We start from the raw sequence: 24,968 nt of genomic DNA on the forward strand, positions 1-24,968 counted from the left end.
CCGAATCATTTTGTCGGTTCCAGTGATTTTGCATGTGATAAAAACAACGGTTCGAGGCATAACGGCAGCCACTCACTGAGTGCCTGTGATAATGTCAAATCCATTTGAATGAAGTTTTTTCCTTGTTAAAAATCATAGTGGCCTCTTGCCACTCTTTACCATCAAGGAGCATTTCAACGCACTGCGTTGGGTATAGATCATCAGCAGGATGGAAGCGCTCATAGTCTGATTCAGCAGTTAACATTACATCGTGGTTTATGCTTACTATCCAACAGCCTGGCTTCCCTGGGTTGGGGAAACGAACACATAGAAGCCTGGCTTGATAGAAATCATCAGGGAGACCTTCCAGCATACAGCCGGTAGCCCACTGAATAAGCTCCTGGTCAGAGTATTTCTTTTGACTTTTGCCTGCATCCTGACTGTCAAACATCCGGCCAAGTGTTTTCAAGAATGAGAACATATGGGTTAACCTTTTTATTCAACCTTATCAATATCATTAAGTTTTATAAAAAAATCAATTGCCATCACAAAGGCCATCTCCTGGTTAACACCATTCGGTTAAGCAACCTGCTTTTAGCTTGCTTCATCTCACATCATAAAAAATACCCCGTGCATGATGATAAACACCGAGCTGGCGATTTTTGCTTCTTTTGCCAGACTTACAGGGACCAGTAAACAGGAGAAAAGACCATGGGGTTATTTGATTTTGTCAAAGACGCAGGTGCGAAACTGTGGGATTCGCTGAAAGGGAATGAAGGCGAGCAGGGCAGCAAACTTGAGGAACATTTGAAAAACAGCGGCATTCCCGGCGCTGACAAAGTGAATGTCACGGTAGAAAACGGCAAAGCGGTGATCTCCGGGGGAGATGGGCTGACTCAAGCGCTGAAAGAAAAAATTCAGGTCGCGGTGGGTAATGTGGCCGGTATTAGCAGCGTTGAAAACAATATTCAGGCAACGGATGCGGCGCAGGAATCGACCTGGTACACGGTAAAATCGGGCGACACGCTGAGCGCCATTTCTAAACATGTCTATGGCGATGCCAACAAGTACAACACCATCTTTGAAGCGAATGAACCGATGCTAAGCCACCCGGATAAAATTTACCCCGGACAGGTATTGATTATTCCTAAGCTGTAAGTGCCCTAAAAACCCACTTCGGTGGGTTTTGTTTGGCGGATCGCGTAAAGTGTCACGTTAAATCCCAGAATTAATCTGTTTATTTTCTGCTAGTTGCCGACGAGGTGTTGGTCTGCTTTCAAGGAAGATGTATGAAGTTTAAAAAAGCCATTCTGCTGGCGGCACCACTCCTTTTCTGTTCCTTCTCTTATGCCCAAATGGCAAGAAACCCGGTTATCGCCAACCTGGCGACGATGTTTGATTTCAATGCGCCAGCAGGCAACGTGCGCGAAATGCATACCGTCATGAACCCCCCGTCGGGGGAGATAAATTATGAGAACCGCCTAAAGGTGGATCGTACAGGGTGCGTGACCAGCCTCGATATCCGGGACTCGGCGCAAAAAATGGTGCTACAGCTTCATCGTGAAGGTAACACGCTGACAGGAATCCAAAATGGCAAACCGCTATCCCTCAAGCTTGATGAAAAGTGCCTGGTGAAACAGAAAAAAGATGAGCTGGGCGAAGTGAAGTATGCCTACTGGCCTAACGGACTGCTGAAGGATATTTTTTTCATGCCGGGCGGCCAGCGGATTGCTCATCACGAGTATGATGCTAACGGACTTCCCAACCAGGTGGATTTTTACATGAGCGACAAAGTCGCTTCGCAAACCAAAGTCATCTACGAGGACGCGGAGCATCGTCCGTTCGATTACAAACTGGTGACTGAAACGATGAGAACGCCGTTTCTGACGGCGGAAAGCCACTGCCGCTACGACGAGCATTTATCGCCCATCGCCTGCGACATCACCCTGGTGACCGGTATCGGAAAAACGCAGCAAACCCAGCGTCATCAGGTGACGACGGAAGTCAGCTATTACTGAGTAAATAAAGTTTCTAAACTTGATCTGCGTCATAAAAAAGAGCATATTCTGCAAAATTTTTTAACAAGTAGTAATGTTTTGTATGACGCTTTATCAACACATGCTGGTTTTTTACGCCGTAATGGCGTTGATCTGTGCCGGGATCACCTGGCTGCTCGCCAAAGACTCCAAACGCATTAAGCTGCTTTGTTCGGTGCTGATTGGCGCCACCTGGCCGATGAGTTTCCCGGTCGCGCTGCTGTTCTCTCTGTTCTAATCCGTTCTGTGCTAGCAGCCCGCTGCGATAAAGTCGCCGTTGGCGCTAACGGGAATCGTGGTGATAAACAGCACTATGGCAAAAAGCACGATCAGTAAGCCACCAATGACTTTCAGCCCGGTGGTAATAATGCGAACCTGAGTGGGCGTGCGCGAAAGCCAGAGTTTACCCACTGAGTCGCGGGTGCGGGTGACCAGCACGGACAGCCCAAGAATCGACAGGGCAGTACCGAGAGCCATAGTCATCACCGCGGCAATGCCCCAGCTAATAAATCCCAACGCATTCGAAAACACCAAAATCATGATGGCACCGCTGCAAGGCCGAGCGCCAATCGCCAGAATCACGCCCAGGTGCGTGAGCAAGTTACCGTTCCGGCCATCGTAGCCAACGCCGTGGTTGTGCCCACAACCGCACCGATCATCGTGTGAATGATGCTGCAGCGTTGTTGCATCACTGCTTATCGGCGTGAAGGATTTCATCCGGAGCGGCGCTTGCTGTCGCAGCGCTTTCAGCACAATAAAGATCCCGAAACAGCCAATCAGTACCGCACTTATTTTCTCCACATACCAGCGGCTTTCGCTGAGATCGCCGCTGGACAAATTAAGCGCAATCGCCAGCACAAAGACAAAAATAATGGCGCTCACGCCCTGCATCAGGCTGCCAAGAAACGGCACCACACGCCCGGCAAGCGGCGTTTCCTGGTTGGTGCTGAGATAAGTGGTGACGATAAATTTACCGTGCCCGGGACCAATGGCATGCAGGACACCATAAAAAAAACTGCCGACCAGCAGCCAGACGCCGCCGCTGTACTGATGGTTGTTGATTTGCAGTAAATAGAAGACCAGGTAGCGGTGCAGGCTGATCTGCATACTCAGGCACCACTGAATAAAAGCGCTCCAGTGATGGCTGATAAACACCAGCGCCAGCGCACTTAACAGCAAGGCCAGCAGGCCCGCAGGCAGCGCCCAGCGGCGGGGAAGAGTTTGGGTCGTCATGGCAACAATCACATCAGGTTGGTATGACGGAAGTATAAATAACACCGGAGAGTAAGACCAAATGAATAAGCTATCAGCAAATCATCTTGTCGCGTCAGGGCAGATATTATAGTCTCAAAAATCACGCTGTTAGCGCCCGTCTGGAACCGGTATGACCAATCAAAACCCGCTGTTAACCGTTAATTCGCTTTGTATCAATACGCTGGAAGGCAAGCCTTTGGTGAAGGACGCTTCATTCAGCGTTGCACGCAGAGAGATTGTTGCGCTGGTAGGTGAATCTGGCTCGGGGAAAACGTTAACTTCGCTGGCGGTTATGGGGTTGCTGCCTGTGGGCGTCCGGCACACCGGCGGTGATGTAACGTTTAACGGGCAGGTTGTTTCTGCGGTGGGGAAAGCCTATCCGCGTGAGCTTCGCGGGCAGCAAATCGCCACGATTTTTCAGGAACCGATGAGCAGCATGAACCCGGTGCTGAAAGTGGGGGAGCAAATCGCAGAAGTGCTGGTGCGCCACCAAAAACTCAGTTGGAAGCAGGCGCACCGTGAGGCGGTCGCATTGTTGGACAGGGTCGGGATTGTGAACCCTGAACAGCGAGCTAAACAGTATATTCATCAGCTTTCCGGCGGCATGCGCCAGCGCGTGATGATTGCCAGCGCTATTAGCTGCAAACCCGCGCTGCTGATTGCCGACGAGCCAACCACCGCCCTGGATGTGACCATTCAGGCGCAAATTCTTGCTTTGCTGCAGGAATTGCAGCAGGAAATGGCGATGGGCATTTTGTTTATCACTCATGATTTGAGCGTGGTGGCCCGTTATGCAGACCGTGCCTGCGTGCTCTATCAGGGTAACATTGTTGAGCAGGGCGACGTGCCGACGTTGCTGACCGCGCCGCAGGCTGATTACACCCGCCGGCTGATTGCCGCTTCTCAGCCAGAGCCTCAGCCTACCCGGCGCAAAGACGTCACTCGTTCACCGCTGGTGCAGCTGTCGCAGCTCACCAAAAGTTACCCGCAGGCGCATACGCTGCCGTTTTTCCCCGCCAGCCGCCAGACCGTGCTTAAACCCACCAGCCTCGAAATTGAACGAGGTGAGATTGTCGGGCTGATCGGCGAGTCCGGCTCGGGTAAAACGACGCTCGGCAGGGCGGCCATAGGTTTAATTCCGGCGGACAGCGGCACCATTATTTTTGACGGTCTGGACGTGCGTCGTGCCAGCCGTGAGGAACAACAGGGAATGCGCCGTCGGGCGCAGATTATTTTCCAGGATCCCTACGCCAGCCTTGATCCCAAAATGCCGGTAGGCGAGCAGATTGCTGAACCGCTGCGCGTGCATAAATTGAGACCTGCCGGGGAAGTTCAAAACCGTGTTCGCGAATTACTGGAACTGGTTGGGCTGGAGGCCGCTGCGGCAGATCGACTGCCAGCGGCTTTCTCTGGCGGGCAGCGCCAGCGTATTGCCATTGCCCGAGCACTGGCGCTTGAACCCGAATTGCTGGTGGCCGACGAAGCCGTTTCAGCGCTCGATCTTTCGGTGCGAGGCCAGATCCTCGCTTTGCTCGCCGATCTGCGTGACCGTCTGGGGCTAACCGTGCTGTTTATCAGCCACGATCTTGGTGCCGTGCGGCAGGCCTGCGACAGAGTTGCGGTGTTATATCGCGGTGAAATTGTGGAAACCGGGGTCACAAAGCAGGTGCTGGACAGGCCGCAGCATGAATACACGCGGCAGCTGATTGCCGCCGCGCCGAATATTCAGCAGGCGCTGAAGCTGCGTAAGGCGGGATGATTACTCTCCGCTAAGCAGCGGTAATTCCCGGTGGCTTGCCCACTCGTGCCAGGAACCGACGTAAACGGCCACGTTCTCGTAACCAGCAAGTTTGAGTGCCACCAGAACAGTGGCGGCGCGTGCGCCGCGGTGGCACCAGGTTATCACTCTTTTTGACGGTGTGAATCCGGCTTCGGTGGCGAGGCGCGCCAGCTCTGCAGCGGATTTGAACTGGCCATTCTCGACCACATCCTCCCAAAAAAGCAGCGTTGAGCCAGGAATACGTCCCGCTCGCGCGCAGCATTCGTGCACAAAGCTGCCGTCATATTCCGCTGGTCGGCGGGCATCCAGCAGCATAGCTGTGGCCGGATCGACGTCGATCGTTTCGGCGCGGGTGGCGGCCAGCTGAGGCATGGCCGGTTGACATTCAGGGGCTCCGGCGTCAGAAACAATCGCCGAAGGGCCTGTCCCCGGCGCTAATTTCCCCCCGGCCTCAATCCACGCATCCACACCGCCATCCAAAATTACCCCTTCAGTACCCAGCGCAAACCACAAAAACCAAAGTCCACGAGGAGAACGCATGCCCACGGTTTGCTCGAAGAACACTGGCGTTGTCCCGCTCGCGATCTTTAGCTGTTGCCAGGCATGAACAAACGCTCCGGCCATCGCGGCGTAACCTTTTGGGGTAGAGTCAGAGACAAAATAGTCGTAGACGTTAAGGCTTAGTGCGCCGGGCAGGGTGGCTGTTTCCCACGCTGCTTGTTCACGGACATCGATCAGCGCAAATTTTTCGCCGTCCGCCATGCGTTTTGCCAAATCGGGAGCGTTAATCAGCATTGGCGGTTTCCCAGCCAAAAGGCAAGTTGCTGCCTTTGCCCTGTTCGGCAGCAGCGCTTAGAACGCGAGCGGCGAGGGCGATATCAAACACGTTGAGGCCGAAAGAAGAAAAGTAAACCTTGTCCGTTTCCGCAGGCCGCCAGCCATCGACCAGCAAATGTGTTAAATCTGCCGCGACGTTTTGCTCGTCAAAAAGCCCGGCGCGGTACATCTGAAACAGGCTTTTGGCGCTGGTCAGCTTGAAGTCGCCCCAGAGATCGACCACCACTTTGTCGGCGGCGGCAATCGTTTCAAAAGCCACTTCGTGGTAGCCGATTTGCAAAACTACGGTTCCGGCACGCCAGATGCCAGGGCGTAAAAACGGCTCGCTGGCGCTGGTGCAGGTAATCAGCGCGTCCCAATGCTGGCGCAACGCATCGCTTAATGTTTCAAACTGGGTGACCGGCCAGGGGAGTTCGTCGGCATGGCTGAGCATGTCGGCGAGAGGCTCCGGCGTTTTGTTCCAGCAATAGACCATATCCAGATCGGGAAAATGTGCGACCAGCATCTCAAGATGAGCGCGGGCTTGCACGCCTGCGCCGAGCAATAAAATACGTGAAGGGCGGCGGGGAGCCGCCAGCTTTAAGGCGAGGGCAGACACGGCGGCGGTTCGCGTCGCGGTCAGGCTGCCGCTTTCGACCAGGCCTATCGGCAAACCGTTGTCTGCTCGGTTAACCAGCGTAGTGGCCATCGCCTGTGGATAGCCGTCGTTGGCGCGAGGGCGATGCGCCGTCCACTTTACGCCAGTGACATTGAACCGTCCGCCGACCCTTGCAGGCAGGGCATAAACCTTGCCCAGCGGCGTATCGAGGTTGACGTGGGTTTCGGCGGGCATCACGGCCTCGCCGTGCCTCAACAACCGTACTGTATCCTCGATGTCTTGCAGAGCTTGTACCGGGTCGTTTCCCCCAAGGTCGGCCACCTGCTGACGGTTCACTATCTGCATAATCAGTGCTCCAGAAGTTTTTGAGCGAACGGGTAAAGTGCCGGAGAACCCCCGCAGTGCATGAACACAACGCTGCTACCGGCGGCAATACGGCCTTCTTTCGCGAGGGTGATTAAACCGTGCATCGCTTTACCAGTGTAAACCGGATCCAGCAGCACGCCTTCCTGCTGAGCGACCTGGTAAATCGCCTCAATGCCGCCGTCAGAAGGCACGCCGTAGGCGCTGCCGACAAAGCCGTCTTCGATCAGGATATCCTGCGGTTGCCAGCTTTGATCCCAGTCGAGCAGGCGAGCGCAGTCGTCAGCCATCGCCGAAATGCGAGTCTGGAACCAGTCGGCTTTGGCGCTGACACTGACGCCAATAATTTGCGTTTTCGGCCAGTAGCGACGGGCGCCGACATACAGTCCGGCCAGCGTGCCGCCAGAGCCGGTTGGGGCGATAATGACGTCCGGGGCAGATTCGCCCGCGGCGCGAAGCTGGGCATCCATCTCTTCAACGGCGCGAACGTAGCCCAGCGCACCCAGCGCCGTGGCCCCGCCCAGCGGAATGATCATCGGCTTTTCGCCGCGCGCCGTTGCAGCATCGGAATGGGCCTGCATCGCGCCTTCGATCTGGGTAAAATAGCCTTCCGGGTCGAGGAACTGCAGCTCCGCCCCAAAAAGTTTGTCCAGCAGGAGGTTGCCCTGATAAGTCTGTGGCTCATCACCGCGTAGAACCAGCACCGGCTTCATGCCAAATTTACGGGCGGCCGCGGCGACCATGCGCGCGTGGTTCGACTGGTGGCCGCCGGTAGTGATCACCACGTTTACGCCTTCGCGGCAGGCTTCGGCCATCAGGTACTCCAGCTTGCGGACTTTGTTACCGCCGCCGCCAAAGCCGCTGTAGTCGTCGCGCTTAATCTTTACGTTAACGCCCAGCGTTTCGCTCAGGCGAGGTAAAGATTCCAGCGGCGTGGGGAAGAATCCGAGCGTAACACGTTCAAAATCATTGACGTTTTTCATGCATTATCCTGTCTGGTTCCCGGGTGCTGGCGGTCTTTAAAAGGCAAGTAGCCAGTCATTAAGCGATTGTTGGTAGCGTTGTAAGCCTCTGAGCGTGACGAATTCGTTCACGCCGTGGGCGTTGCCACCGTAGCCCAGGCCGCCAATCAGGAAGGCTGGTGCCACAGGGGCGAAGGCGTAGGCCGGTGCGCAACCTGGCGCCCAGGGCCAGATTTGCGGTTTTGCCTGCTGCTGGTGATAGCTCGCCATCAGTTCAAGCACGCCAGCGTCATCAATGCTGAAGCGGTAGCCGGGATAGCTGTCTCCCGGCTCAAACACGGCTCCGGCGAGAGCCGGGCTGGCAAGCTGTTCTTTTATGCGCTGCATCAGGCGTTCGCCATCGACGACGGGCGGCGTTCTTAGCACCAAATCGGCGAAGGCTTCCGGGGGGATCACGCCCTGAGCGCCACGAGGCAGGCTGGCTATCTCTGAAACGCTCAACACCGCGCTACCCAGCAGGTAAGCCAGGTTGCTGAAGCTGTCGCCGCTGATCGCGTATTTTTCGCTGCGGCGGAAGGTCAGTTCCTCCGCCAGATTAAATTCCAGCGCGAGATCGTCCAGAATTGAGCTGGCTTCTTCATCCAGCTCGCCCGTTTCGAGTACGCCGTTGGCGTGAGGTGGGGCAAGGGTGCCTAACGCCTGCACCAGCCGCCAGATCGGGTTATCAATCCACGCCGCGTTGCTGGCGTGGATCGCGGCTTTCGGCCCGCCCCAGCTACCGCCTCTGACCACCAGGCGGCCACCGCTGCGGCCGGTGAAGCCCAGGTAAATGCGCGGTGCGCCACCGCCGTATTCGCACAGGGAAGGGAAAAGCACCGCTTCTGCCGGGGCAACAGGACAAGGCTGGCGGGCGAGGTAGCGGCGCAGGTTACCGCTGCCAATCTCTTCTTCGCCTTCCAGCAGGATCTCAATGCTGGTATGCAGGCGGCCCGAATGATAGAGGTCGCGCACCACCATCAGCATGCCTGCCAGCGGGCCTTTGTTGTTCTCCGCCCCGCGAGAAATAAACACATCGCCTTTATCCGACCAGTGTTTGAGGCCGCCCACGAACGGGTCGACTTCCCAGCCGTCTTCTTCGGCGGGCATCACGTCGTACATGTTGTACAGCACGAGGGTACGTGGCGAGCCGATATCAATTCGCACGTGAACCAGAGGCGGGGCATCGTCCTGAAGCTGCTGGCTGACCGGGTACAGCACTTCAGCGTCAGTTTCTTCAATTAACCAACGCTCAAGCCATTGTGCCAGGTCGCGCTGCTGGTCGATGTTACCCGCCACGCTGCGGAAAGGCGTCAGCTGGTGCAGGAGATCCAGCGTGGTATCAAGTGACTTCATAGCCGGATCCTCGGGTTCAGCACCACGTACAGCAAATCAATGATTAGGTTCACCACCACAAACACCAGCGCGGCCAGCAGGACAATCGCCTGCACCAGCGGGAAGTCACGGTTCTGAATCGCCTGCACCGCAAGGCGGCCAATGCCGGGCCAGGCAAAAATAATTTCGGTCACCAGCGCGCCGCCCAACAGGGAAGCAAAATACATCCCCTGCACGGTAACGACCGGGATCAGCGCATTGCGCAGGCCGTGGCGAATCAAGATCCGCCACGAGCTCAGCCCCTTGGCCTGCGCCGTGCGGATGTAATCCTGAGACAGCACGTCGATCAGGCTGGCACGCACCAGGCGCGCAATGGCGCTCATGTAATAGGCCCCAAGGCTAATGGCGGGCATAATCAAATGGCTGAACGTGCCGTAGCCGCTGGAGGGCAGCCAGCGCAGATGCAGGCTGAACCAGATAATCATCAGCAGGCCCAGCCAGAACACCGGCACGGCCTGGCCGCTGAAGGCGAACAGGCGGGCGAGTAAGTCCCAAACGCTGTTGCGCCAGACTGCACTCACCAGGCCAAGCAGCAGGCCAGCGACAGTGCTCCACGCCAGGGCAGAAACGGCCAGCAGCAGCGTGGCAGGCACGCGCTGGGCGATAAGCTCGGTCACTGGCTGGTCATAGCGGAGCGACAGGCCAAGGTCGCCGTGCAGCAGGCCGTTCAGGTAATGGCCGTATTGCCAGAGCAGCGGACGGTCAAAACCCATTGCATGGCGGAAGTTGTCTATTTCTTGCTGGGAAGAGCCTGGAGGCATCATTACCGCGGCAGGATCGCCGGTCAGGTGCAGGCTATAAAAGATCAGCAGCGAGACGCCGAACATCACCAGCACGGCCTGCGCGAAGCGGGAAAGAATGTAGCGCAGCATCAGTCGAGCCTCGTGTGGGTTTTACGCAGCAGGCTGTCGCCGAGCAGATTACAGCCGATCACCAGCGCCGCAATAATCAGCCCTGGCCACAGCACCAGCCATTCCGCCAGCAGCATGTAGGAACGGCCCTCGCCAATCAGGTTACCGAGCGTTGGCGTTGGCGGCTGGATCCCCATCCCCAGAAAGCCGATGGAGGCTTCAAGGACAATCAACCTTGGAATATCGAGCGTCAGCAGAACCACCAGCGGCGTGGCGAGGTTAGGCAGAATATGTCGCAGCAGAATACGCGGCGTGGAAAACCCCATGGCGCGAACGGCTTCGATGTATTCCAGCTCGCGAAGCTCAAGCGTTTTGGCGCGCGCCACACGGGCGTAAATCGCCCAACTGGTCACGCCCATGATCAGAATAATGTTTTCCAGTGAAGTGCCGAACAGCGCCATCACCAGCAAAATTAACAGAATAAACGGCACTGCCAGCTGAATGTCCATCAGCCTCATGATAACGGCATCCAGCCAGCCACCAACGTAGCCTGCCAGCATCCCCAGCAAGGTGCCGATAACGGCGGCAATTGCCGCCGCCAGTAATACCACCATCAGGGAAAGGCGGGTACCCGCCAGGATCCTTGACAGCAAATCGCGCCCGAGCTGATCGGTGCCGAGCCAGTGCATCCCGCTTGCCGTTTCACTGACTGGCGGCAGGAAGGTATCCGCCAGGTTGTTAGTTAACGGGTCGGGCAAGGGCAGCCACGGGGCCACCAGTGCCAGCAGGATCACGATGCCAAGCAATAAGCCCCCCAGCGCTCCGTCACCTGAAATCAGGCGACGCGGGCGGCGGGTCAGGGCGCGTCCGGGAAAAATCATTTCAGCCTCAAATCATACAGCGGGATACGTGCGTCGGCGCGGCCGGTAAAGGTCAGGTTGTCGCTGTTAGCATACAGAGAATCCTCGCGGTAGAGCGGGATCAACGGCTGCTCTTTGGCGACAACTTTCTGGATGTCCTGCAGGATAACTTCGCGCTTTTTCGCATCGACCGTCGAGCGGCTGGCGTTCAGCAGTTTATCCAGTTCAGGGTTGCTGACCGTGGAGTATGGCTCACCGGAGTGCAGGATAGGGTAAAGCGCGGCATCGGCATCCAGCGTTTGGGTTGAGCCCCACGCCAGCATGTACATTTCAGCCTGTTTACCAGAAGCCACCTGCTGGGTATAGACGGACCATTCAGGCACTTCAAGCTGTGCTTTCACGCCGATGGCGGCTAAATCCTGAACAATCGCCTGAGCCACTTCAGCGCTGGCGATATAACGACGCGGTGCCTGGAATTTCAGCGTGAAGCCGTCCGGGTAACCCGCTTCCTTAAGTAAGGCTTTAGCTTTGGCGATGTCCTGCTCAGGGGCTGGAACATTGAGGTAGCCAAAGTCCTTCGCGCCAGCCATGGTACCGGTTGGCGTGCCAAAACCGTGCAGCAGTTGGGTGGTATAGGCTTGACGATTCAGCGCCAGCGACAGTGCCTGGCGAACCCGTGCATCACTTAAAGGTTTCTCACCATTCTTCAGGCCGAGATAAATGGTCAGCCCACCGCCTTTCACCTGCTCAAGATGGATGCCTGGCTTGTTTTTAAGGGTTGAAACGAGGTCGGCAGGGACGCTGTCAACCAGCTGTACTTCCCCTGTTAACAGGGCAGTAATGCGGGCGGTTGCTTCAGGGATTGGACGCCAGGTCACCTTGTCAATTGTGGGTTTTCCACGCCAATAATGTGGATTAGCCTGCATAACGACACGTTCATCTGGTATAAATTCTTTTAATGTATATGCTCCACTACCAATAGGTTTTCGTGCAAATTCCGCAGCACCGACTTTACTTACATAGGCAGGCGGTACGATATAGGTTGGATAGCGGCTCATACGGGTTGGTAGCAGCGGGTCAGGGCCGTCGGTGTGAATGCGAACTTGATAGTCGCCGGTGACCTCTACCGACTTAATGGTGCGGATGTAAGAAATCGTTGGCGCGTGGTTGGCCGGATCAAGAATACGGTCAATAGAGAATTTCACCGCCGCCGCGTTAACAGGTTCACCGTTGGTGAAAGTGACGCCGGGACGCAGGTCGAATTGCCAGGTCGTGTCATCCAGCGCTTTCCAGGATGTGGCAAGACCGGGCTGAAGCTGCATGTTTTTATCACGCAGGACCAGCGTATCGAAAATATTGTCCACCAGGGTGGCGGCTTCTTTAAGGAAACCAGGATCCATCGCGGTGGCGGAAGCTGGTTGGGCTATAACTAATTCACTTGCGTAGCTAAAGGGGGTTACCAGGCTAATTAATACAGCCAGAGTTGCGAGCTTACGGCCAGATGCTTTCATTGTAGTCAATCCCTATACGTTACCGTCTAAATTATTGACGGATATCGAATGTTTCGTCAGGTTAATTCGCATGGTGGTATAAATTTGTGGTAAGAGTACATGATATATCCTATATACTCCATTGATGACAAGCCAGTTATTAAACTGCAAATACAAAGTAGTTATTTTGCTATAGGAAATAAACATGCTTGACTTAGAAAAAGCGCAAAGAATGAGTTTAACCATGCAAGTTGAGGGCAGGTTAAAGAGTGCGTTGATCGTGGGAACCTTAAAACCCGGCGCAAGATTAGTGACCAAAGAGATTGCAGAGCAGCTTGGTACCAGCATTACGCCGGTGCGTGAAGCGCTTCTACGTCTTGTTTCTTCTGGCGCACTTGACGCGACGCCGGCACAGGCTTTTTTGGTGCCTGAAATTTCTCTGGGGCGCTACCACGAAATTACAACCATCCGTAAAAATCTGGAGGGTATGGCGGTAGAGCAGGCGGCGCGTTATATGGATAAAACCAAACTCGCTCGACTGCAGCAGCTATGTGATGCGTTTCTTGAAGCGAAACATGTTAGCGTCGAAGCTGCGCTGCAGGCTAATCGGGAGTTTCGTTTCCAGCTGTTTGAGTACGCAGAGATGCCAACGCTCACCGTGTTAATTGAGCAACTTTGGGTGCGCATTGGGCCATGCTTTAATTATTTGTACCCACAGTCGGAAGAAATGACGCAGGGTCACCATAATTACGACGATCTGCTGGAAGCCCTGAGCGAAAAAGATGAAAAGCGTAGCGTGAAAGCAATTCATAAAGCGATTGACGACGGGGCAGATATTTTACGCCGACAGTACTTTGGTTAAAGACTAAACAACTTTAATTTATTAACGCACAGCAAATAAATGGCCTTTTGTATTCCTCTGGATGTGGTCAGAGCCAACAAAAGGCCATTATTTATATTTATGACAGTATTTCTTACTGCGCTTTAGCGAATTATTCGTTAACTCAGCGCCTGTGCCAGATCCGCCTGCAAATCTTCTGCGTCTTCAATCCCGACAGACAAACGAATCAGCTGCGGCACAATGCCGTTACTCAACCGCTGTTCTAGCGGAATAGAAGCATGAGTCATGCTGAATGGCTGGCTGACCAGGCTTTCAACGCCGCCCAGGCTTTCGGCGAGCGTAAACAGCTTCAGTTTGCGAATCACCTCTTCAGCGCGTTTTTCATTCCCCCGAACCACAATTGAAATCATGCCGCCCGGCTGCGACATTTGCTGGCGGGCAAGATGATACTGCGGGTGAGACTCCAGCCACGGGAAATAGACTTTTTCGACTTCAGGATGAGTCTGGAGCCACTCAGCCAGCTGGATTGCGTTGCTGCTGTGGCGTTCCATACGCAGCGCCAGAGTCCGAATGCCCCGCAGCGTCAGGAAGCTGCTGAACGGGTCAAGCACGCCGCCGACCGCGTTTTGTAAATAGCCAAGCTGCTGCGCCAGGTCGTCATTCCCGCCCACAACCGCCAGCCCGGCGACAACATCAGAATGACCGTTCAGGTACTTGGTGGCTGAGTGCACCACGATATCGAACCCGGACTCCAGCGGGCGTTGAAGTGCGGGAGATGCGAAGGTGTTGTCGGCCACGCTTATCAGACGATGGCGTTTCGCGATATCGGCAATCGCCGCCAGGTCTGCCAGTTTTAGCAGTGGGTTGGTGGGCGTTTCCACCCAAATCATGCGTGTTTCAGGGCGAATAGCCGCCTGCAGCCCGTCGAGGTCGTCAGGCTTAACCCAGCTGACCTGGAGCGCGGCGCTGCGTTTGCGCACGTTTTCAATCAACCGCCAGGTACCGCCGTACACGTCGTCAACGGCGATGATATGGCTGCCGCTGTCCAACAGTTCTAGCACAGTTGAGATAGCCGCGAGGCCAGAAGCAAACGCGTAACCCCGCTGACCGCCTTCGAGTTCGGCAATGGCCGTTTCCAGCGCCTGGCGGGTCGGGTTGCCGCTGCGAGAGTATTCAAACCCCGTATGCTGGCCCGGTGCCGGTTGAGCAAAAGTCGAGGTGGCATAAATCGGTGGCATCACCGCGCCGTGTGCATCATCAAAAGTGCCGCTATGCACGCTCTGGGTAGCAAATTTATTCATGAATTTTCCTTAATAGTTACGCCAGGTTTTGCTGGCTGAGCCATTGATCGTTAAACATTTTCGATAAATATTTGTTGCCGCTATCGCAGGCGAAGGTGACCACGCGTTTTGGCGTGCTTTGTGCCTGGCAATAGCGCAAAGCGGCGGCAAGCAGGGTGCCGGTAGAAGAACCCGCCAGGACGCCTTCGTGGGTTAGCAATTCGCGGGCCGTGGAAAACGCTTCCCGGTCGCTGATCCGGTAGGCGTGCTTGACCTGTTTAAAATTGGCAAGGCCTGGCACAAAGTCTTCCCCAATGCCTTCCACCAGCCAGCTGCCGACTTCGCCGTGATGACCGTGCTCCACCACGTCGGCAAGAATGGATCCGCAGGGATCGGCCAGTACAAACTCAGTTTGCGGGGAGTGCTGGTGGAAAAACTGCTGCAGGCCGCCAAGCGTGCCGCCGGAACCCACCCCTACGACGATGGCGTCAATGTGGCCTCCGGTTTGTTCCCAAAGCTCAACTGCCGTGCCGGTGGTATGCGCCAGAGGGTTCGCGGCGTTGGAAAATTGATCGATGTAGTAGCTGCCAGGAATATTTGCCGCCAGCCGCAGGGCGTAATCCTGGTAATATTCCGGGTGGCCTTTAGTGACGTCTGACCGGGTCAGGCGCACGTCCACGCCCAGCGCGCGAAGATGGAAGATCTTTTCCTGGCTCATTTTGTCCGGCACCACCAGAATCAGCGGGTAGCCTTTTTGTGTGGCAATCAGCGCCAGCCCCAGCCCGGTGTTGCCCGCCGTAGCTTCAATAATCGTTCCACCCGTCTGCAGCTTACCGCTGCGCTCAGCGTGTTCGATCATCGACAGGGCTACGCGGTCTTTAATTGAGCCGCCAGGGTTTTGGTTTTCCAGCTTAAGCAGCAGCTCGCAGCGGCCGGTATCAAGGTGATTGAGCCGCAGCAGCGGCGTGTGGCCTATCAGGTCCAGGACGGAATCGGCAATCATCATTCTCTCAACATGAAAAGTGTTCATGTATGGAATGATAGGGCGGCAAATTGACGCTTCTAAAGAACATAAACCCGGCGTTTAGATCGGAAAGTAATATAATGTGCTGTTCTGGCGGTAGGGAAGGAAAGCCGTTCGGATGTCCGGAATGGGGGATGGCTAAACAAGCTGCCTTTTACCGGTTTACGCCTGTTTTTTAAACAAAAAAGCCAACGACTTATGCGCTGGCTGGCTTTGAATCTGCGAAATTGTACTAAGCGAAAGGTTAATTGCTCCGCCGGTCGCGGATCCACTCTTGCACCTCGATAACAAATTCATCCGGTGCCTTACGGTACATGCGGCGAGCCAGATCCAGCACCGTATGCTGGGCTAGCGCTTCTTCCATGCGCTGCTGGGCAATGTTCATCACCGCTCGTACGCCGCAAATGCCTTCACAGGCCCATTCAGGCGGCGTTTCTTCAAACACGGCAAGCCGCTGGCGAATCTCTTTGCAGTCGAAAATGCTTTTCTCACCGTCGATGGCTTCCACAATGTCCAGCACGCTGATTTGGTCTGGCGGACGGGAAAGGATAAACCCACCGCCTTTGCCTTCGCTGCTGATGACGAGCCCAGCCCTGGAAAGTTTGGTGAAAATTTTACCGAGGTAGTCGTAGGGCACGCCCTGCAGTTCGGCGATTTCGCGCACGTTCATTTCGCGGCCTTCACCTTTGCCATCCACCATGCATATCAGGCTATGAATGCCGTACTCCACGCCCGAACTGTAAAACGCCATACTGCCTCCGACTCATTTAATCCAGGTAATGTAGGGATTTTACTCACGCGATGCAATCTGTAACCCCTAAAACAGGGGATTAAAAATAAACTCCGAAAGATCTTGTCGCAGTTAACTACGACAAGTATAGTCGCAGTCGTTGGCCACTGAGGGCCTTTACCGGAGTAGAACCATGCAACAGAAGATCCTGATCCTTGGCGCCGGCTTTGCCGGTATGTGGGCGGCCCTGAGTGCGGCCAGACTGGCGGCGATGCATAACCGTGACGACATTGAGATCGCCGTGCTGGCCCCGCAGCCTGAACTGCACGTTCGCCCACGTTTTTACGAAACCGAGGTGGCTTCGCTGGTCGCTCCGCTTCAGCCGTTGTTCGACGTTACTGGCGTGACTTTTGTGAAAGGCGAAGCGCAGCGCATCGACAGCGTCAATCAGTGCGTTTGGTACCGTGACGAGCAGGGCAACAGCACGCCGCGGCAGTATGACTGCCTCGTCCTGGCAACGGGCAGCAACCTGAAACGCGATCTGATTGACGGCGCGGCAGAGCATGCTTTTGACCTCGACCAGCTCGAGAGCGCCCTGCGCCTGGAGCAGCACATTTCTGACTTAGCGCAGCAGCTGGAAAGCGAAGCCCGCAACACGGTCATTGTCTGTGGCGGTGGCTTTACCGGCATTGAGATGGCGACCGAGCTGCCAGGCAGATTGCGCGCGGTACTGGGTGAAGAAACCAATGCCCGCGTTATTGTGGTGGAACGGGGCGATAAAATCGGCGGCCGCTACAGCCGCGAACTGCGCGATGTGATTGCCACGGCCAGCGAAGAGCTGGGCGTGGAGTGGCGGCTGAATACTGACGTCCGCGAAATTGATGCGAACGGCATTGTGCTGGCCGACGGCGAACGCATTGCTTCCAGCACGGTAATTCTTACCGCTGGCGTGCAGGCCAGCCCGCTAACGGCGCAGATTAATGCCCCGCGTGATAAACAAGGCCGCCTGCACGTGGATGCCTTTTTACGGGTGGAAGGGCAGCCAGCTATTTTTGCGACAGGGGATGTGGCGCGTGCCGAAACGGATGATCAGGGTAACCTCGCGCTAATGACCTGCCAGCACGCCATCATGCTTGGCCGCTTTGTGGGCTATAACGTGGCGGCAAGCCTGCTGGACGTGGCACCACTGCCATACCGCCAGATTAACTATGTAACCTGTCTCGATCTTGGCGGCTGGGGCGCGGTGTTTACCGAAGGCTGGGAGCAAAAAGTGACGCACGTGCGCGAGGAAGCAAAGAAAATTAAGCTGTCGATTACCCAGGAACTGATTTACCCCCCGGTAGCAGACAGAAAAATCGCCTTTGAAACGGCGGATCCGTTAGCGCCGTTCGTCTAAGGGATTTATCATGCTGCCGAATGTTTATCAGGAGGCAGCATGGCTAACGACATCACGTTTTTCCGCCGCTTTGAGCACGACATTACCGCCGGGCTCAAAACCATTACTCTGCGCGACAGCAGCGAATCCCATTTCCAGCCCGGCCAGCGTTTGCGCGTGGGCCGCTACGAAGATGACGTCTATTTCTGCACGATCGACGTCATCAGCGTGACGCCGGTGCTGCTTGATGATTTGGACGAGGAACATGCCCGTCAGGAGAACATGACGCTGGCAAAGCTTAAACAGGTGATCGGTGAAATCTACCCTGGGCTGAATGCGCTGTATGAAATTTCATTCCGGCTGGTGAGCGTGGCCTGAACATTGTGCTATTGCCAGAGATTAGCCGGATGGAAGGGGGGTAATCGTGCGTTTGCCTGTGTTGGTGGCTGGTAGTATCAGTGATACCTCTTGCGCTATTACAACAAGACATCATGCAAAATCACTTTTTAAAACAGCTCCAGCATTTTCTGAGGAACATAGAAAATCCTGAGCAGTCGGCTCAGGTTCCTCAGAAGCTCGCCGATTACCTTTTCTCGAACCAGGTCTTTCTGGATGAGAGCGATATCACGCTCGATTTAATTAATGCCCTGGGTGACTGGCTGGAAGGTAAACCGCAAAACCTCAACCAACTCTACCTGTCACTCTATCTTTTCTGGCTGACCGCGCTGGCGCGCAACGGGATCGACATTTTTTATTTTGGCGAGCTGAACAAGCTGCAGATGCTGGGCTCACGCTTCAGAGATTCGGCCATCAATAACCTCTGTTATCTCAGCCATGAAGAGACTGATCAGCAGGAAATCAGTGCATTTCATGACAAAATCACCGCCAGCACGGCCCCTTTTATTCTCTACGATCCGCAAGGGTTAAAGCTGGCCCTGGCCGTTGAACATCCTCAGGCCATTGGCTGCATTTCGTTTTACGATTTACTGATTGATAATTTCATTCCCTTAAGCACGGCAGCGACTCAGTACACCCATCTGCTGGCACAGCATTACACCGCGCTGGCTAATCCAGATGTTAAAACGGTGATTATTGGTAATTCCTACAGTTTTTATGGCTTCCCTGAGAGGTTGCTTGAAAACAGTGTAAATATTTCTACCCACAGTTTAGGGCTAAAACAGGCCCGGCAATTGACGGCACATATTCTCGAGCGCTATCCGCACGTAGAAAACTTTGTCTATTGCCTGGGCTTCTTTGACCTGTACAGTGATTTGTTAAAAACTAAAGATGATTTTAACCAGCAGATTATCCACGCCTGGAGCCAGCTAAACAGCCATTACAGGATAAAGCCGGAAGATGGGATAACCGCCGAGGGTATGCAGGCGTTTAGCCGGCTGGTGATGCCGACGCCGGTGCAAGGGCAAACGATAAATGGGCTCGAAGACAGTCATGTCAGGGCACAAATTTGCGAATCCGCACGCCTTATCTTTGCCCGCAGCGACTCGCTTTCTGCCATACAACAGCAAGAGGAAGCCCAAAAGCGGGGGATTTCGCACTCGAAATCTGTGAAGCACCGGGCAACGCTTGCAGAGAATAAACAGCTCGTGGCTGAGATGAGCGTTGAGTTGGCGACAAAAGGCAAAAAGGTTATCTGGCTAACGCCGTCTTTCCCGGCGGCCTACGTGGACAATCTTGATGCTGAGATGAAACAGACGCATCGCCAATATTTTGCCGACCTTGAAGGGGCGCATTCGCGTTTTATCGATCTCTCAGAACACCCCGCCTTTGAGCGCGAAGATTTCCGCGACGGCGATCACCTGAATTATTTGGGGGCTGGGAAAATGATTGGCGTACTGCGGGCGCTTGGTGTGGGGCTGTAACCTCTGGATACAACAAGGGAAGGGCAAACCCTTCCCCGGTTTCAATGCTATCAGGCCGGCTGGCTCGCCTGTTTCAACATCTGGTAAAGCTCTTGTTTTACCCTCAGTTTTTCTTTCTTCATCTGCACAACTTCGTCGTTGTATCCCGTCCCTTGCGGCCCCTCCTTGCGCAAAATCTCGCTATCAAGACGGTTGTGTTTGTTAAACAGGCTGAGAAAGCGGGGGTTTTCGGACTTCAGGTGGGTAATCAAATCACGGTACTCAGGAAACATGTCAGGCCTCCCTGGTCAGTAGGTTGGTGAGTGGATTAACAACTGGCTGATGCCAACCTCAGTGTAGAACTGGATTTAGGATAAGGGAAAGTACAAAAAAGCATCGTTTTGTCAATTTGCGATCCCGGCAGCACCTTACCGGAATAAATGTCATTCTCATTGCTTAAGCGGAGTGATAACGCCGCAAAATGATAAAGACAGCCGCAACGTCGTGCACTAAGATATGTCTATGATATATCTTACACACCTAAAAGGTACGCTATGACAACGCAAAATAACGCTAAAAAAGTGCCGGTTCGGGTTCGTAACGAACTGAAATTTCGTGAATTAACGGTCAAAACGAAAACGCTGATTGCCAATACGTTTTACCGCCTGGTTTTCACCAGCCCACAGCTGGCGGATTTCTCTTCCCAGGGGTTTGACGACCACATCAAAGTCTTTTTCCCGGCTGAAAATGGCGAATTTACTCCACCGCAGGTTACTTCCGAAGGCATCGTCTGGGGAGAAGGGGCTCGCCCACAGTCGCGCGACTATACGCCGCTGGATTTCAACGCCGAACGCTGTGAATTAACCCTGGATTTCTATCTGCATGAGGGCGGCGTAGCCAGCAGCTGGGCGAAAGACGCGCAGCCCAATGACAAGCTGTTTATCGGTGGCCCGCGCGGTTCCCTGGTCACCCCAACGGATTATCACTGGCAGCTGTACGTGACTGATGAAAGCGGCCTGCCTGCAGTGCGCCGCCGTCTGCAGTCGCTGGGGCAGGATGTACAGGTCGAAGTCCTGGTTAACGTGCACCATCCCGACAGTCTGGGCTATTTGAGCGAATTTCCTGCGATAAAAGTACAGGCGTTAACTCACGAGGAGATCGCCGGTTACCTGAAAAAGGCCGAGATCCCTGCCGACGACTATTACATCTGGATTGTGGGTGAAGGCAAACAGGCGAAAGCGCTTGGGGATTACCTGCTGGAAGTCCGTGGCCTGGATGCAGACCTTGTCCGCGCCGTCGCCTACTGGCATGAAAAATAAGGGGGCAAACTATGCGCATTCATCATCTGAGACAGCATAAATGCGAACGCCACGAACACCATCGTGGCCGGGGTGGTCATGGCCGGCATGAACAAAGCCACCCGGAGGGACGTGCCCGCCATCGTCGCGAACGCCTGTTTGACGCCAACGACATCCGCCTGCTGATTCTGCATCTGCTGGCAAACGGCCCGGCCCACGGCTATGAGCTGATCAAATCCATCGAAGGGATGGCGAAGGGGGAATATGTGCCGAGTCCCGGCATCATTTATCCGAACCTGACGCTGATGGAGGAAATGGGTTTTATCACGGTGGGCGAAGGGCAAAGCGGAAAAAAATCCTTCACGCTGACGGCGGAAGGAAAAACCTCCCTTGAAGAGCAGCAATCAGAACTGAAAGCGGTGAGCAACCGCCTCGCCACCCTCGGCATCCTCGGCGACAATCGGCGCTTACCCGAAGTGCAGCGGGCTATCCACAATTTTAAAACGGCACTGCATGCCAAACTGGGCAGTACCGAGCTGTCGAAAGAGACGCTGTATAAGATAATCGACACGCTGGATCAGGCGGCAAAAGACATCGAACGAAGCTAGCGCGAGGCAGGGCGTTGAACATTCAGCGCCCTGACTTGCTATTTGATCCCTGCGGCGTACCATACCTTTTTTGAAGCCAGCACAGATCTCCCGCAGTGAATAATCCTGATAGCGTTTTTCAACGCCTGACCCGTTCCCCGTTTCGACAGCGCTTCCAGCTTGGGGCCAAAGAGCGCCAGTACTGCCTCGACAAAGGCCCGGAAGCCGTCACCCGCCACGCCGAAGAGTTTATTGCCCTTCGCCTTGCACCTGCCGAACCGAAAAATGACGGTAAACAAACGCCCATGCGCGGCCATCCGGTTTTTATTGCTCAGCATGCCACGGCGACCTGCTGCAGAGGCTGCCTGGCTAAATGGCACGCGATACCGGCGGGAAGAGCGCTGACCGATGAGGAACAGCGCTATGTGGTGGGTGTTTTATACCGCTGGCTGACGGCACAAATGACGGGGCAAAAACCTTAAACGCTATTTCTTCTGGCTCAGAACATAATTTGCCAGGCCGCAAATCCACTCCTGATGCGCATTTAGCATCGGGTTCGGCAACGTGCCCGCCAGTTCACGCGCGGGCTGCCCGTTTTGCGTTTCCTGAGTCAAAATGCGCACCCGGCCAGACGGCAGGTTTTCAATCAGCCAGGCATGGTGCACGTCCAGCTCGGGAGACGCTTCACTGCAAACCCAGCCGTGCCAGGCGAGACGCCCCGGTAATTCGCCCTGCGGTGCGGCAAACTCAACAACTTCGGCTTCAACCGGAAAACTAAAGGTCGTAAAGCGGAAGCGTGAACCTGCCGTTAGCGTTGGCCCGCTGGCATCATGAAATACAATATCGGACACGTTGCTGTAATAGCGTTCCCAGGCCGAGGTTTGCGTCAGCCAGCGCCAGATTTCGGTGGCATCTACCCCGGCAATGATGATTTCGTTAGAAGCAAAGTTGTCGCTAAAACCGGGGATGAAGCCCTGCGGCCAGTGAATTGAATGCATGGTAAGTTCCTCACGTTTCGTTGCTGTGAGGCGAGAATAGCCGCGCACTAAATATAAAACCAATCGTCAAATTTAATCTCAGATATAATTAAATTTTATATCTGGAGACATGCGATGCGCGATTTACGCAGTCTGGATCTTAACTTACTGAAAACCTTCGACGCTCTGCTGCAGGAACGCAGCGTGACGCGGGCCGCTTCGCGCCTGTCTCTGACGCAGCCAGCCGTCAGCGGGATGTTGACGCGGCTGCGGGAAAGCTTCGACGATCCGCTGTTTATCCGCAGCCAGCGGGGCATTGTGCCTACGGAGCGAGCGTTACAGCTCGAGCAGCCGGTGAAGCGAATCCTGCACGAAGTTGAACTTCTGCTGCGCCCGGCTGAGTTCGACCCTAAAACTTCTACACTGACGTTTACCCTCGCGGCAACGGACTACGCGCTGCAGGCCATTGTGCTGCCTTTTATTAATGCGCTGCGGCGTGAAGCGCCCAATATGCGCGTTTCGGTGCGTCCGCCGGTTGATGCGTATTCTGGCGAAGATGAACGATGGTTCCGGAGGAACATGAACGCGTTATTTCCTAACGCGCCCTGACTTCTTTTTATTACACTGACCGTTCACTTTCAGTCAACCTGTGCCAGTCGTTTTCTCATCGATTCACCTTTCATGTCCAGCCGCTGGGCGTTGTGCATCAGCCTGTCCAGGATCGCATCCGCAAGCGTGTTATCTCCCACGCACCCGTACCACTCCTCCGTGGGCAGCTGGCTTATCATCACCGTCGCGCTTTTACCGTAACGATCGTCCATCAGCTCCAGCAGATCGTTACGATGCGCTGCCTGAAGCGGCTCAAGCCCCCAGTCATCCAGGATTAGCAACTGCGTTTTCGACAGTTGGGTCAGCTGTTTTCTGTAGCTCCCGTCTGCCCGACCGTGCGTCAGTTCGCCCAGTAACCGGCTCAGGCGCCAGTACTGCACGCTGTAACCCTGCTGGCAGGCGTTGTTACCCAGCGCGCAGCCTACGTAGGTTTTACCGCAGCCGCAGGGGCCGGTTATCAGCAGGTTCTGGCCCCGGTGCACCCATTCGCTTTGGCTCAGTTGTGCGATACGTGAACGCTCAAGGTTTCTGGCTGGCTGGTAGTCGATATCGTGAACCGAGGCCTCAAGCCTCAGCCGCGCTTTCTGCAGCAGCCGTTTTTGCTTACGCAGGTCCCGCTCCAGCGATTCGCGGGAGACCAGCAGTGCCAGCCGTTCTTTGAACGAGAGGTCTTCGTAAGTTCCCGGTTGTTCCATCTGCGTCGACAGCGCGGTGGCCATGCCGGTCAGTTTCAGCTCAGACAGTTGTTTCATCAGCGTATGTGGCATTATCAGGCTCCTTGCTTCAGTGGAAGTGGCGTGGGCCACGGATGTTTTTATGCTCCTGCGGAAGCTCCGGCGACGGATGCTGGTCGCTGTCCCGCGGAACGAGATCACGGTTGGTTTTCAGGATCGATTTTATCTGCTTCAGGCGGTTCAGCCCTTCGCTGTTGGCCAGCTGGCAGCTGCCATTGACCCGCTCTGCTGGATACTCACGCGTCAGGCTCAGCAGCCCCAGGCACAGGCGATAGGCCTGCTCCGGATGCGCCTTTTCTGCCAGGCGATCGCTGATCCACTGCAGCGTGTCGGGACCCACGCCGGCAGCCCAGTTTTTCAGTCGCCCAGGCGTCCACTGCTGATGATGGCGGTGGCGTTCCGGCATGTGTTCCGCCGTCGTACTGTTCCCCGGATGGAGGCGCCGTGGATGGGTGGCTATCATCTGGTCTCCCACCCAGACCTCAAGCAGGTTATCGAAGGCATGCAACTCCACCTTATGGCCAACGTACTGGTGAGGAACCGAGTAGTGGTGCTGCTCATACTCAACGTGGTAATCGATATTCACCTTCGCTTTTTTGATATGCCGGTAGCGCCATGGATGTACCAGTAACTGGCGAAGCGAGGGTCGGTCCAGTCTTTCGAAGGCCTGCCTGCGGTTACCAGGCAGCTTTTTGAAGGGACGCTCGTTGAGATCGGCGACCAGCGCACGGATGCAGTGGTTCAGCTCCGACAGCGAGAAGAAGACCTGATGGCGCAGCCGGGCCAGGATCCATCTCTCCACCACCTGTACCCCGATTTCGGCTTTGGGTTTGTCCTTAGGTTTTCGTGGGCGAGTGGGTATCACTGCAACCAGGTAGTGCTCCGCCAGTTGCTGATAAGCGGGATTCAGCTCGGGGTCGTAACGGCAGGCCTTGCTGACCGCACTTTTCAGGTTGTCCGGCACCAGTATTTCAGGGACGCCGCCGAAGAACTCCAGCATCCTGACATGGCTGAGCAGCCAGTCCTGCAGCGACTGCGTCCAGGTCGCCTCAGCGAAGGTGTAGTTTGAAGCGCCCAGCACAGCCACGAAGATCTGTGCCAGGCGGCATTCACCGGTATCCGGCGAGACAACCGGCACGGTGGGACCGCAGTAGTCGATAAAGCATTTTTCACCAGCAAAGTGTTGCTGGCGCATGGAACGCTTTTGTAACTG

General features: G+C 55.2%; 26 protein-coding genes and 2 pseudogenes. 12 read left to right on the forward strand and 16 right to left on the reverse strand.

Annotation, left to right across the window (positions count from 1 at the left end; genetic code table 11):
* Positions 1-94 precede the first annotated feature (94 nt).
* The gene (locus tag B9Y90_RS07185; RefSeq protein WP_085540754.1) at positions 95-460 is read right to left on the reverse strand and encodes a hypothetical protein; all 366 of its coding nucleotides are present in this window, start codon (positions 458-460) and stop codon (positions 95-97) included.
* Between the two features lie 230 nt (positions 461-690).
* On the opposite strand from B9Y90_RS07185, the gene lysM reads away from it, so the two are divergent.
* The 3 genes from lysM to B9Y90_RS07200 all read left to right on the forward strand — a co-directional run bounded on the left by lysM (position 691) and on the right by B9Y90_RS07200 (position 2,253).
* The gene (lysM, locus tag B9Y90_RS07190; RefSeq protein ID WP_085540755.1) at positions 691-1,137 is read left to right on the forward strand and encodes a peptidoglycan-binding protein LysM; all 447 of its coding nucleotides are present in this window, start codon (positions 691-693) and stop codon (positions 1,135-1,137) included.
* Between the two features lie 131 nt (positions 1,138-1,268).
* Positions 1,269-1,997, forward strand: a complete 729-nt coding sequence (locus tag B9Y90_RS07195) for a YnfC family lipoprotein (protein ID WP_085540756.1) — start codon at positions 1,269-1,271, stop codon at positions 1,995-1,997.
* Between the two features lie 82 nt (positions 1,998-2,079).
* Positions 2,080-2,253 carry a GhoT/OrtT family toxin gene (locus B9Y90_RS07200; protein ID WP_008461495.1) on the forward strand — a complete coding sequence of 58 codons (174 nt, stop codon included), beginning with the start codon at positions 2,080-2,082 and terminating at the stop codon, positions 2,251-2,253.
* Positions 2,254-2,264: 11 nt separating this feature from the next.
* Here B9Y90_RS07200 and B9Y90_RS07205 read toward each other — a convergent pair whose 3' ends face one another.
* Positions 2,265-3,248, reverse strand: a complete 984-nt coding sequence (locus tag B9Y90_RS07205) for a nickel/cobalt transporter (protein ID WP_085540784.1) — start codon at positions 3,246-3,248, stop codon at positions 2,265-2,267.
* Between the two features lie 151 nt (positions 3,249-3,399).
* Here B9Y90_RS07205 and B9Y90_RS07210 point away from each other — a divergent pair, with 151 nt between their 5' ends.
* Positions 3,400-5,028 (forward strand): dipeptide ABC transporter ATP-binding protein, encoded by a 1,629-nt coding sequence (locus B9Y90_RS07210; protein WP_085540757.1) that lies wholly within the window; start codon positions 3,400-3,402, stop codon positions 5,026-5,028.
* Here B9Y90_RS07210 and B9Y90_RS07215 read toward each other — a convergent pair whose 3' ends face one another.
* The 7 genes from B9Y90_RS07215 to B9Y90_RS07245 are packed head-to-tail and all read right to left on the reverse strand — an operon-like array spanning position 5,029 to position 12,462.
* Positions 5,029-5,844: a sulfurtransferase gene (locus B9Y90_RS07215; RefSeq protein ID WP_085540758.1), complete on the reverse strand. Its 816-nt coding sequence runs from the start codon at positions 5,842-5,844 to the stop codon at positions 5,029-5,031.
* Positions 5,834-6,829 (reverse strand): ornithine cyclodeaminase family protein, encoded by a 996-nt coding sequence (locus tag B9Y90_RS07220; RefSeq protein ID WP_085540759.1) that lies wholly within the window; start codon positions 6,827-6,829, stop codon positions 5,834-5,836. The genes B9Y90_RS07215 and B9Y90_RS07220 overlap by 11 nt, the downstream gene beginning before the upstream one ends.
* A 2-nt stretch (positions 6,830-6,831) precedes the next feature.
* On the reverse strand, positions 6,832-7,830 hold the full coding sequence (locus tag B9Y90_RS07225; RefSeq protein ID WP_085540760.1) for a 1-aminocyclopropane-1-carboxylate deaminase/D-cysteine desulfhydrase: 999 nt from the start codon (positions 7,828-7,830) through the stop codon (positions 6,832-6,834).
* Positions 7,831-7,866: 36 nt separating this feature from the next.
* Positions 7,867-9,201: a M20 family metallopeptidase gene (locus tag B9Y90_RS07230; RefSeq protein ID WP_085540761.1), complete on the reverse strand. Its 1,335-nt coding sequence runs from the start codon at positions 9,199-9,201 to the stop codon at positions 7,867-7,869.
* A complete protein-coding gene (locus B9Y90_RS07235) occupies positions 9,198-10,112 on the reverse strand; it encodes an ABC transporter permease (protein ID WP_085540762.1) in 915 nt (304 codons plus the stop codon). Before B9Y90_RS07235 ends, B9Y90_RS07230 begins: the two co-directional genes overlap by 4 nt.
* On the reverse strand, positions 10,112-10,972 hold the full coding sequence (locus tag B9Y90_RS07240; protein ID WP_085540763.1) for an ABC transporter permease: 861 nt from the start codon (positions 10,970-10,972) through the stop codon (positions 10,112-10,114). The genes B9Y90_RS07235 and B9Y90_RS07240 overlap by 1 nt, the downstream gene beginning before the upstream one ends.
* Positions 10,969-12,462 carry an ABC transporter substrate-binding protein gene (locus tag B9Y90_RS07245; RefSeq protein ID WP_085540764.1) on the reverse strand — a complete coding sequence of 498 codons (1,494 nt, stop codon included), beginning with the start codon at positions 12,460-12,462 and terminating at the stop codon, positions 10,969-10,971. Before B9Y90_RS07245 ends, B9Y90_RS07240 begins: the two co-directional genes overlap by 4 nt.
* A gap of 184 nt (positions 12,463-12,646) precedes the next feature.
* On the opposite strand from B9Y90_RS07245, the gene B9Y90_RS07250 reads away from it, so the two are divergent.
* A complete protein-coding gene (locus B9Y90_RS07250) occupies positions 12,647-13,303 on the forward strand; it encodes a GntR family transcriptional regulator (protein WP_039293430.1) in 657 nt (218 codons plus the stop codon).
* A 137-nt stretch (positions 13,304-13,440) separates the two neighbouring features.
* On the opposite strand, the gene B9Y90_RS07255 is transcribed toward B9Y90_RS07250, so the two are convergent.
* The 3 genes and pseudogenes from B9Y90_RS07255 to B9Y90_RS07265 all read right to left on the reverse strand — a co-directional run bounded on the left by B9Y90_RS07255 (position 13,441) and on the right by B9Y90_RS07265 (position 16,337).
* Positions 13,441-14,583: a trans-sulfuration enzyme family protein gene (locus B9Y90_RS07255; RefSeq protein ID WP_085540765.1), complete on the reverse strand. Its 1,143-nt coding sequence runs from the start codon at positions 14,581-14,583 to the stop codon at positions 13,441-13,443.
* A 22-nt stretch (positions 14,584-14,605) separates the two neighbouring features.
* A pseudogene (locus B9Y90_RS07260) lies at positions 14,606-15,568 on the reverse strand (PLP-dependent cysteine synthase family protein); the annotation flags it as partial.
* 262 nt (positions 15,569-15,830) lie between these two features.
* On the reverse strand, positions 15,831-16,337 hold the full coding sequence (locus tag B9Y90_RS07265; protein WP_085540766.1) for an RrF2 family transcriptional regulator: 507 nt from the start codon (positions 16,335-16,337) through the stop codon (positions 15,831-15,833).
* A gap of 172 nt (positions 16,338-16,509) precedes the next feature.
* Here B9Y90_RS07265 and B9Y90_RS07270 point away from each other — a divergent pair, with 172 nt between their 5' ends.
* From B9Y90_RS07270 to B9Y90_RS07280, 3 genes are all read left to right on the forward strand, one after another.
* Positions 16,510-17,712, forward strand: coding sequence for an NAD(P)/FAD-dependent oxidoreductase (locus B9Y90_RS07270; RefSeq protein WP_085540767.1), 1,203 nt, complete (start codon positions 16,510-16,512; stop codon positions 17,710-17,712).
* 39 nt (positions 17,713-17,751) lie between these two features.
* Positions 17,752-18,069, forward strand: coding sequence for a N(4)-acetylcytidine aminohydrolase (yqfB, locus tag B9Y90_RS07275; protein ID WP_085540768.1), 318 nt, complete (start codon positions 17,752-17,754; stop codon positions 18,067-18,069).
* 113 nt (positions 18,070-18,182) lie between these two features.
* Positions 18,183-19,571, forward strand: a complete 1,389-nt coding sequence (locus B9Y90_RS07280) for a hypothetical protein (protein ID WP_085540769.1) — start codon at positions 18,183-18,185, stop codon at positions 19,569-19,571.
* A 50-nt stretch (positions 19,572-19,621) separates the two neighbouring features.
* Here the strand turns inward: B9Y90_RS07280 and B9Y90_RS07285 are convergent, their stop codons facing one another.
* A complete protein-coding gene (locus tag B9Y90_RS07285; protein WP_008458803.1) occupies positions 19,622-19,843 on the reverse strand; it encodes a YdcH family protein in 222 nt (73 codons plus the stop codon).
* A gap of 261 nt (positions 19,844-20,104) precedes the next feature.
* Between B9Y90_RS07285 and B9Y90_RS07290 the strand changes: the two genes are divergently transcribed.
* The 3 genes from B9Y90_RS07290 (at position 20,105) to B9Y90_RS07300 (ending at position 21,917) form a co-directional block, all read left to right on the forward strand.
* Positions 20,105-20,869, forward strand: coding sequence for a siderophore-interacting protein (locus B9Y90_RS07290; RefSeq protein WP_085540770.1), 765 nt, complete (start codon positions 20,105-20,107; stop codon positions 20,867-20,869).
* Between the two features lie 11 nt (positions 20,870-20,880).
* The gene (locus tag B9Y90_RS07295; protein ID WP_085540771.1) at positions 20,881-21,456 is read left to right on the forward strand and encodes a PadR family transcriptional regulator; all 576 of its coding nucleotides are present in this window, start codon (positions 20,881-20,883) and stop codon (positions 21,454-21,456) included.
* A gap of 95 nt (positions 21,457-21,551) precedes the next feature.
* A complete protein-coding gene (locus B9Y90_RS07300) occupies positions 21,552-21,917 on the forward strand; it encodes a DUF4186 domain-containing protein (protein WP_085540772.1) in 366 nt (121 codons plus the stop codon).
* A gap of 3 nt (positions 21,918-21,920) precedes the next feature.
* On the opposite strand, the gene B9Y90_RS07305 is transcribed toward B9Y90_RS07300, so the two are convergent.
* Complete coding sequence (locus B9Y90_RS07305) at positions 21,921-22,433, reverse strand: SRPBCC family protein (protein WP_085540773.1); 513 nt, start codon at positions 22,431-22,433, stop codon at positions 21,921-21,923.
* Between the two features lie 114 nt (positions 22,434-22,547).
* Between B9Y90_RS07305 and B9Y90_RS07310 the strand changes: the two are divergent.
* Positions 22,548-22,943, forward strand: a pseudogene (locus B9Y90_RS07310) (LysR family transcriptional regulator); the annotation flags it as partial.
* A gap of 107 nt (positions 22,944-23,050) precedes the next feature.
* On the opposite strand, the gene istB reads toward B9Y90_RS07310, so the two are convergent.
* Both istB and istA read right to left on the reverse strand, forming a co-directional pair.
* Entirely contained in the window at positions 23,051-23,791 is a 741-nt protein-coding gene (gene istB, locus B9Y90_RS07315) for an IS21-like element helper ATPase IstB (protein WP_303393654.1), read from the reverse strand.
* Between the two features lie 13 nt (positions 23,792-23,804).
* A partial coding sequence (istA, locus tag B9Y90_RS07320) for an IS21 family transposase (RefSeq protein WP_085540786.1) occupies positions 23,805-24,968 on the reverse strand: 1,164 nt, incomplete at its 5' end.

The sequence above is a fragment of the Cedecea sp. NFIX57 genome (assembly GCF_900177785.1).
GTDB lineage: Bacteria > Pseudomonadota > Gammaproteobacteria > Enterobacterales > Enterobacteriaceae > Cedecea > Cedecea neteri_C.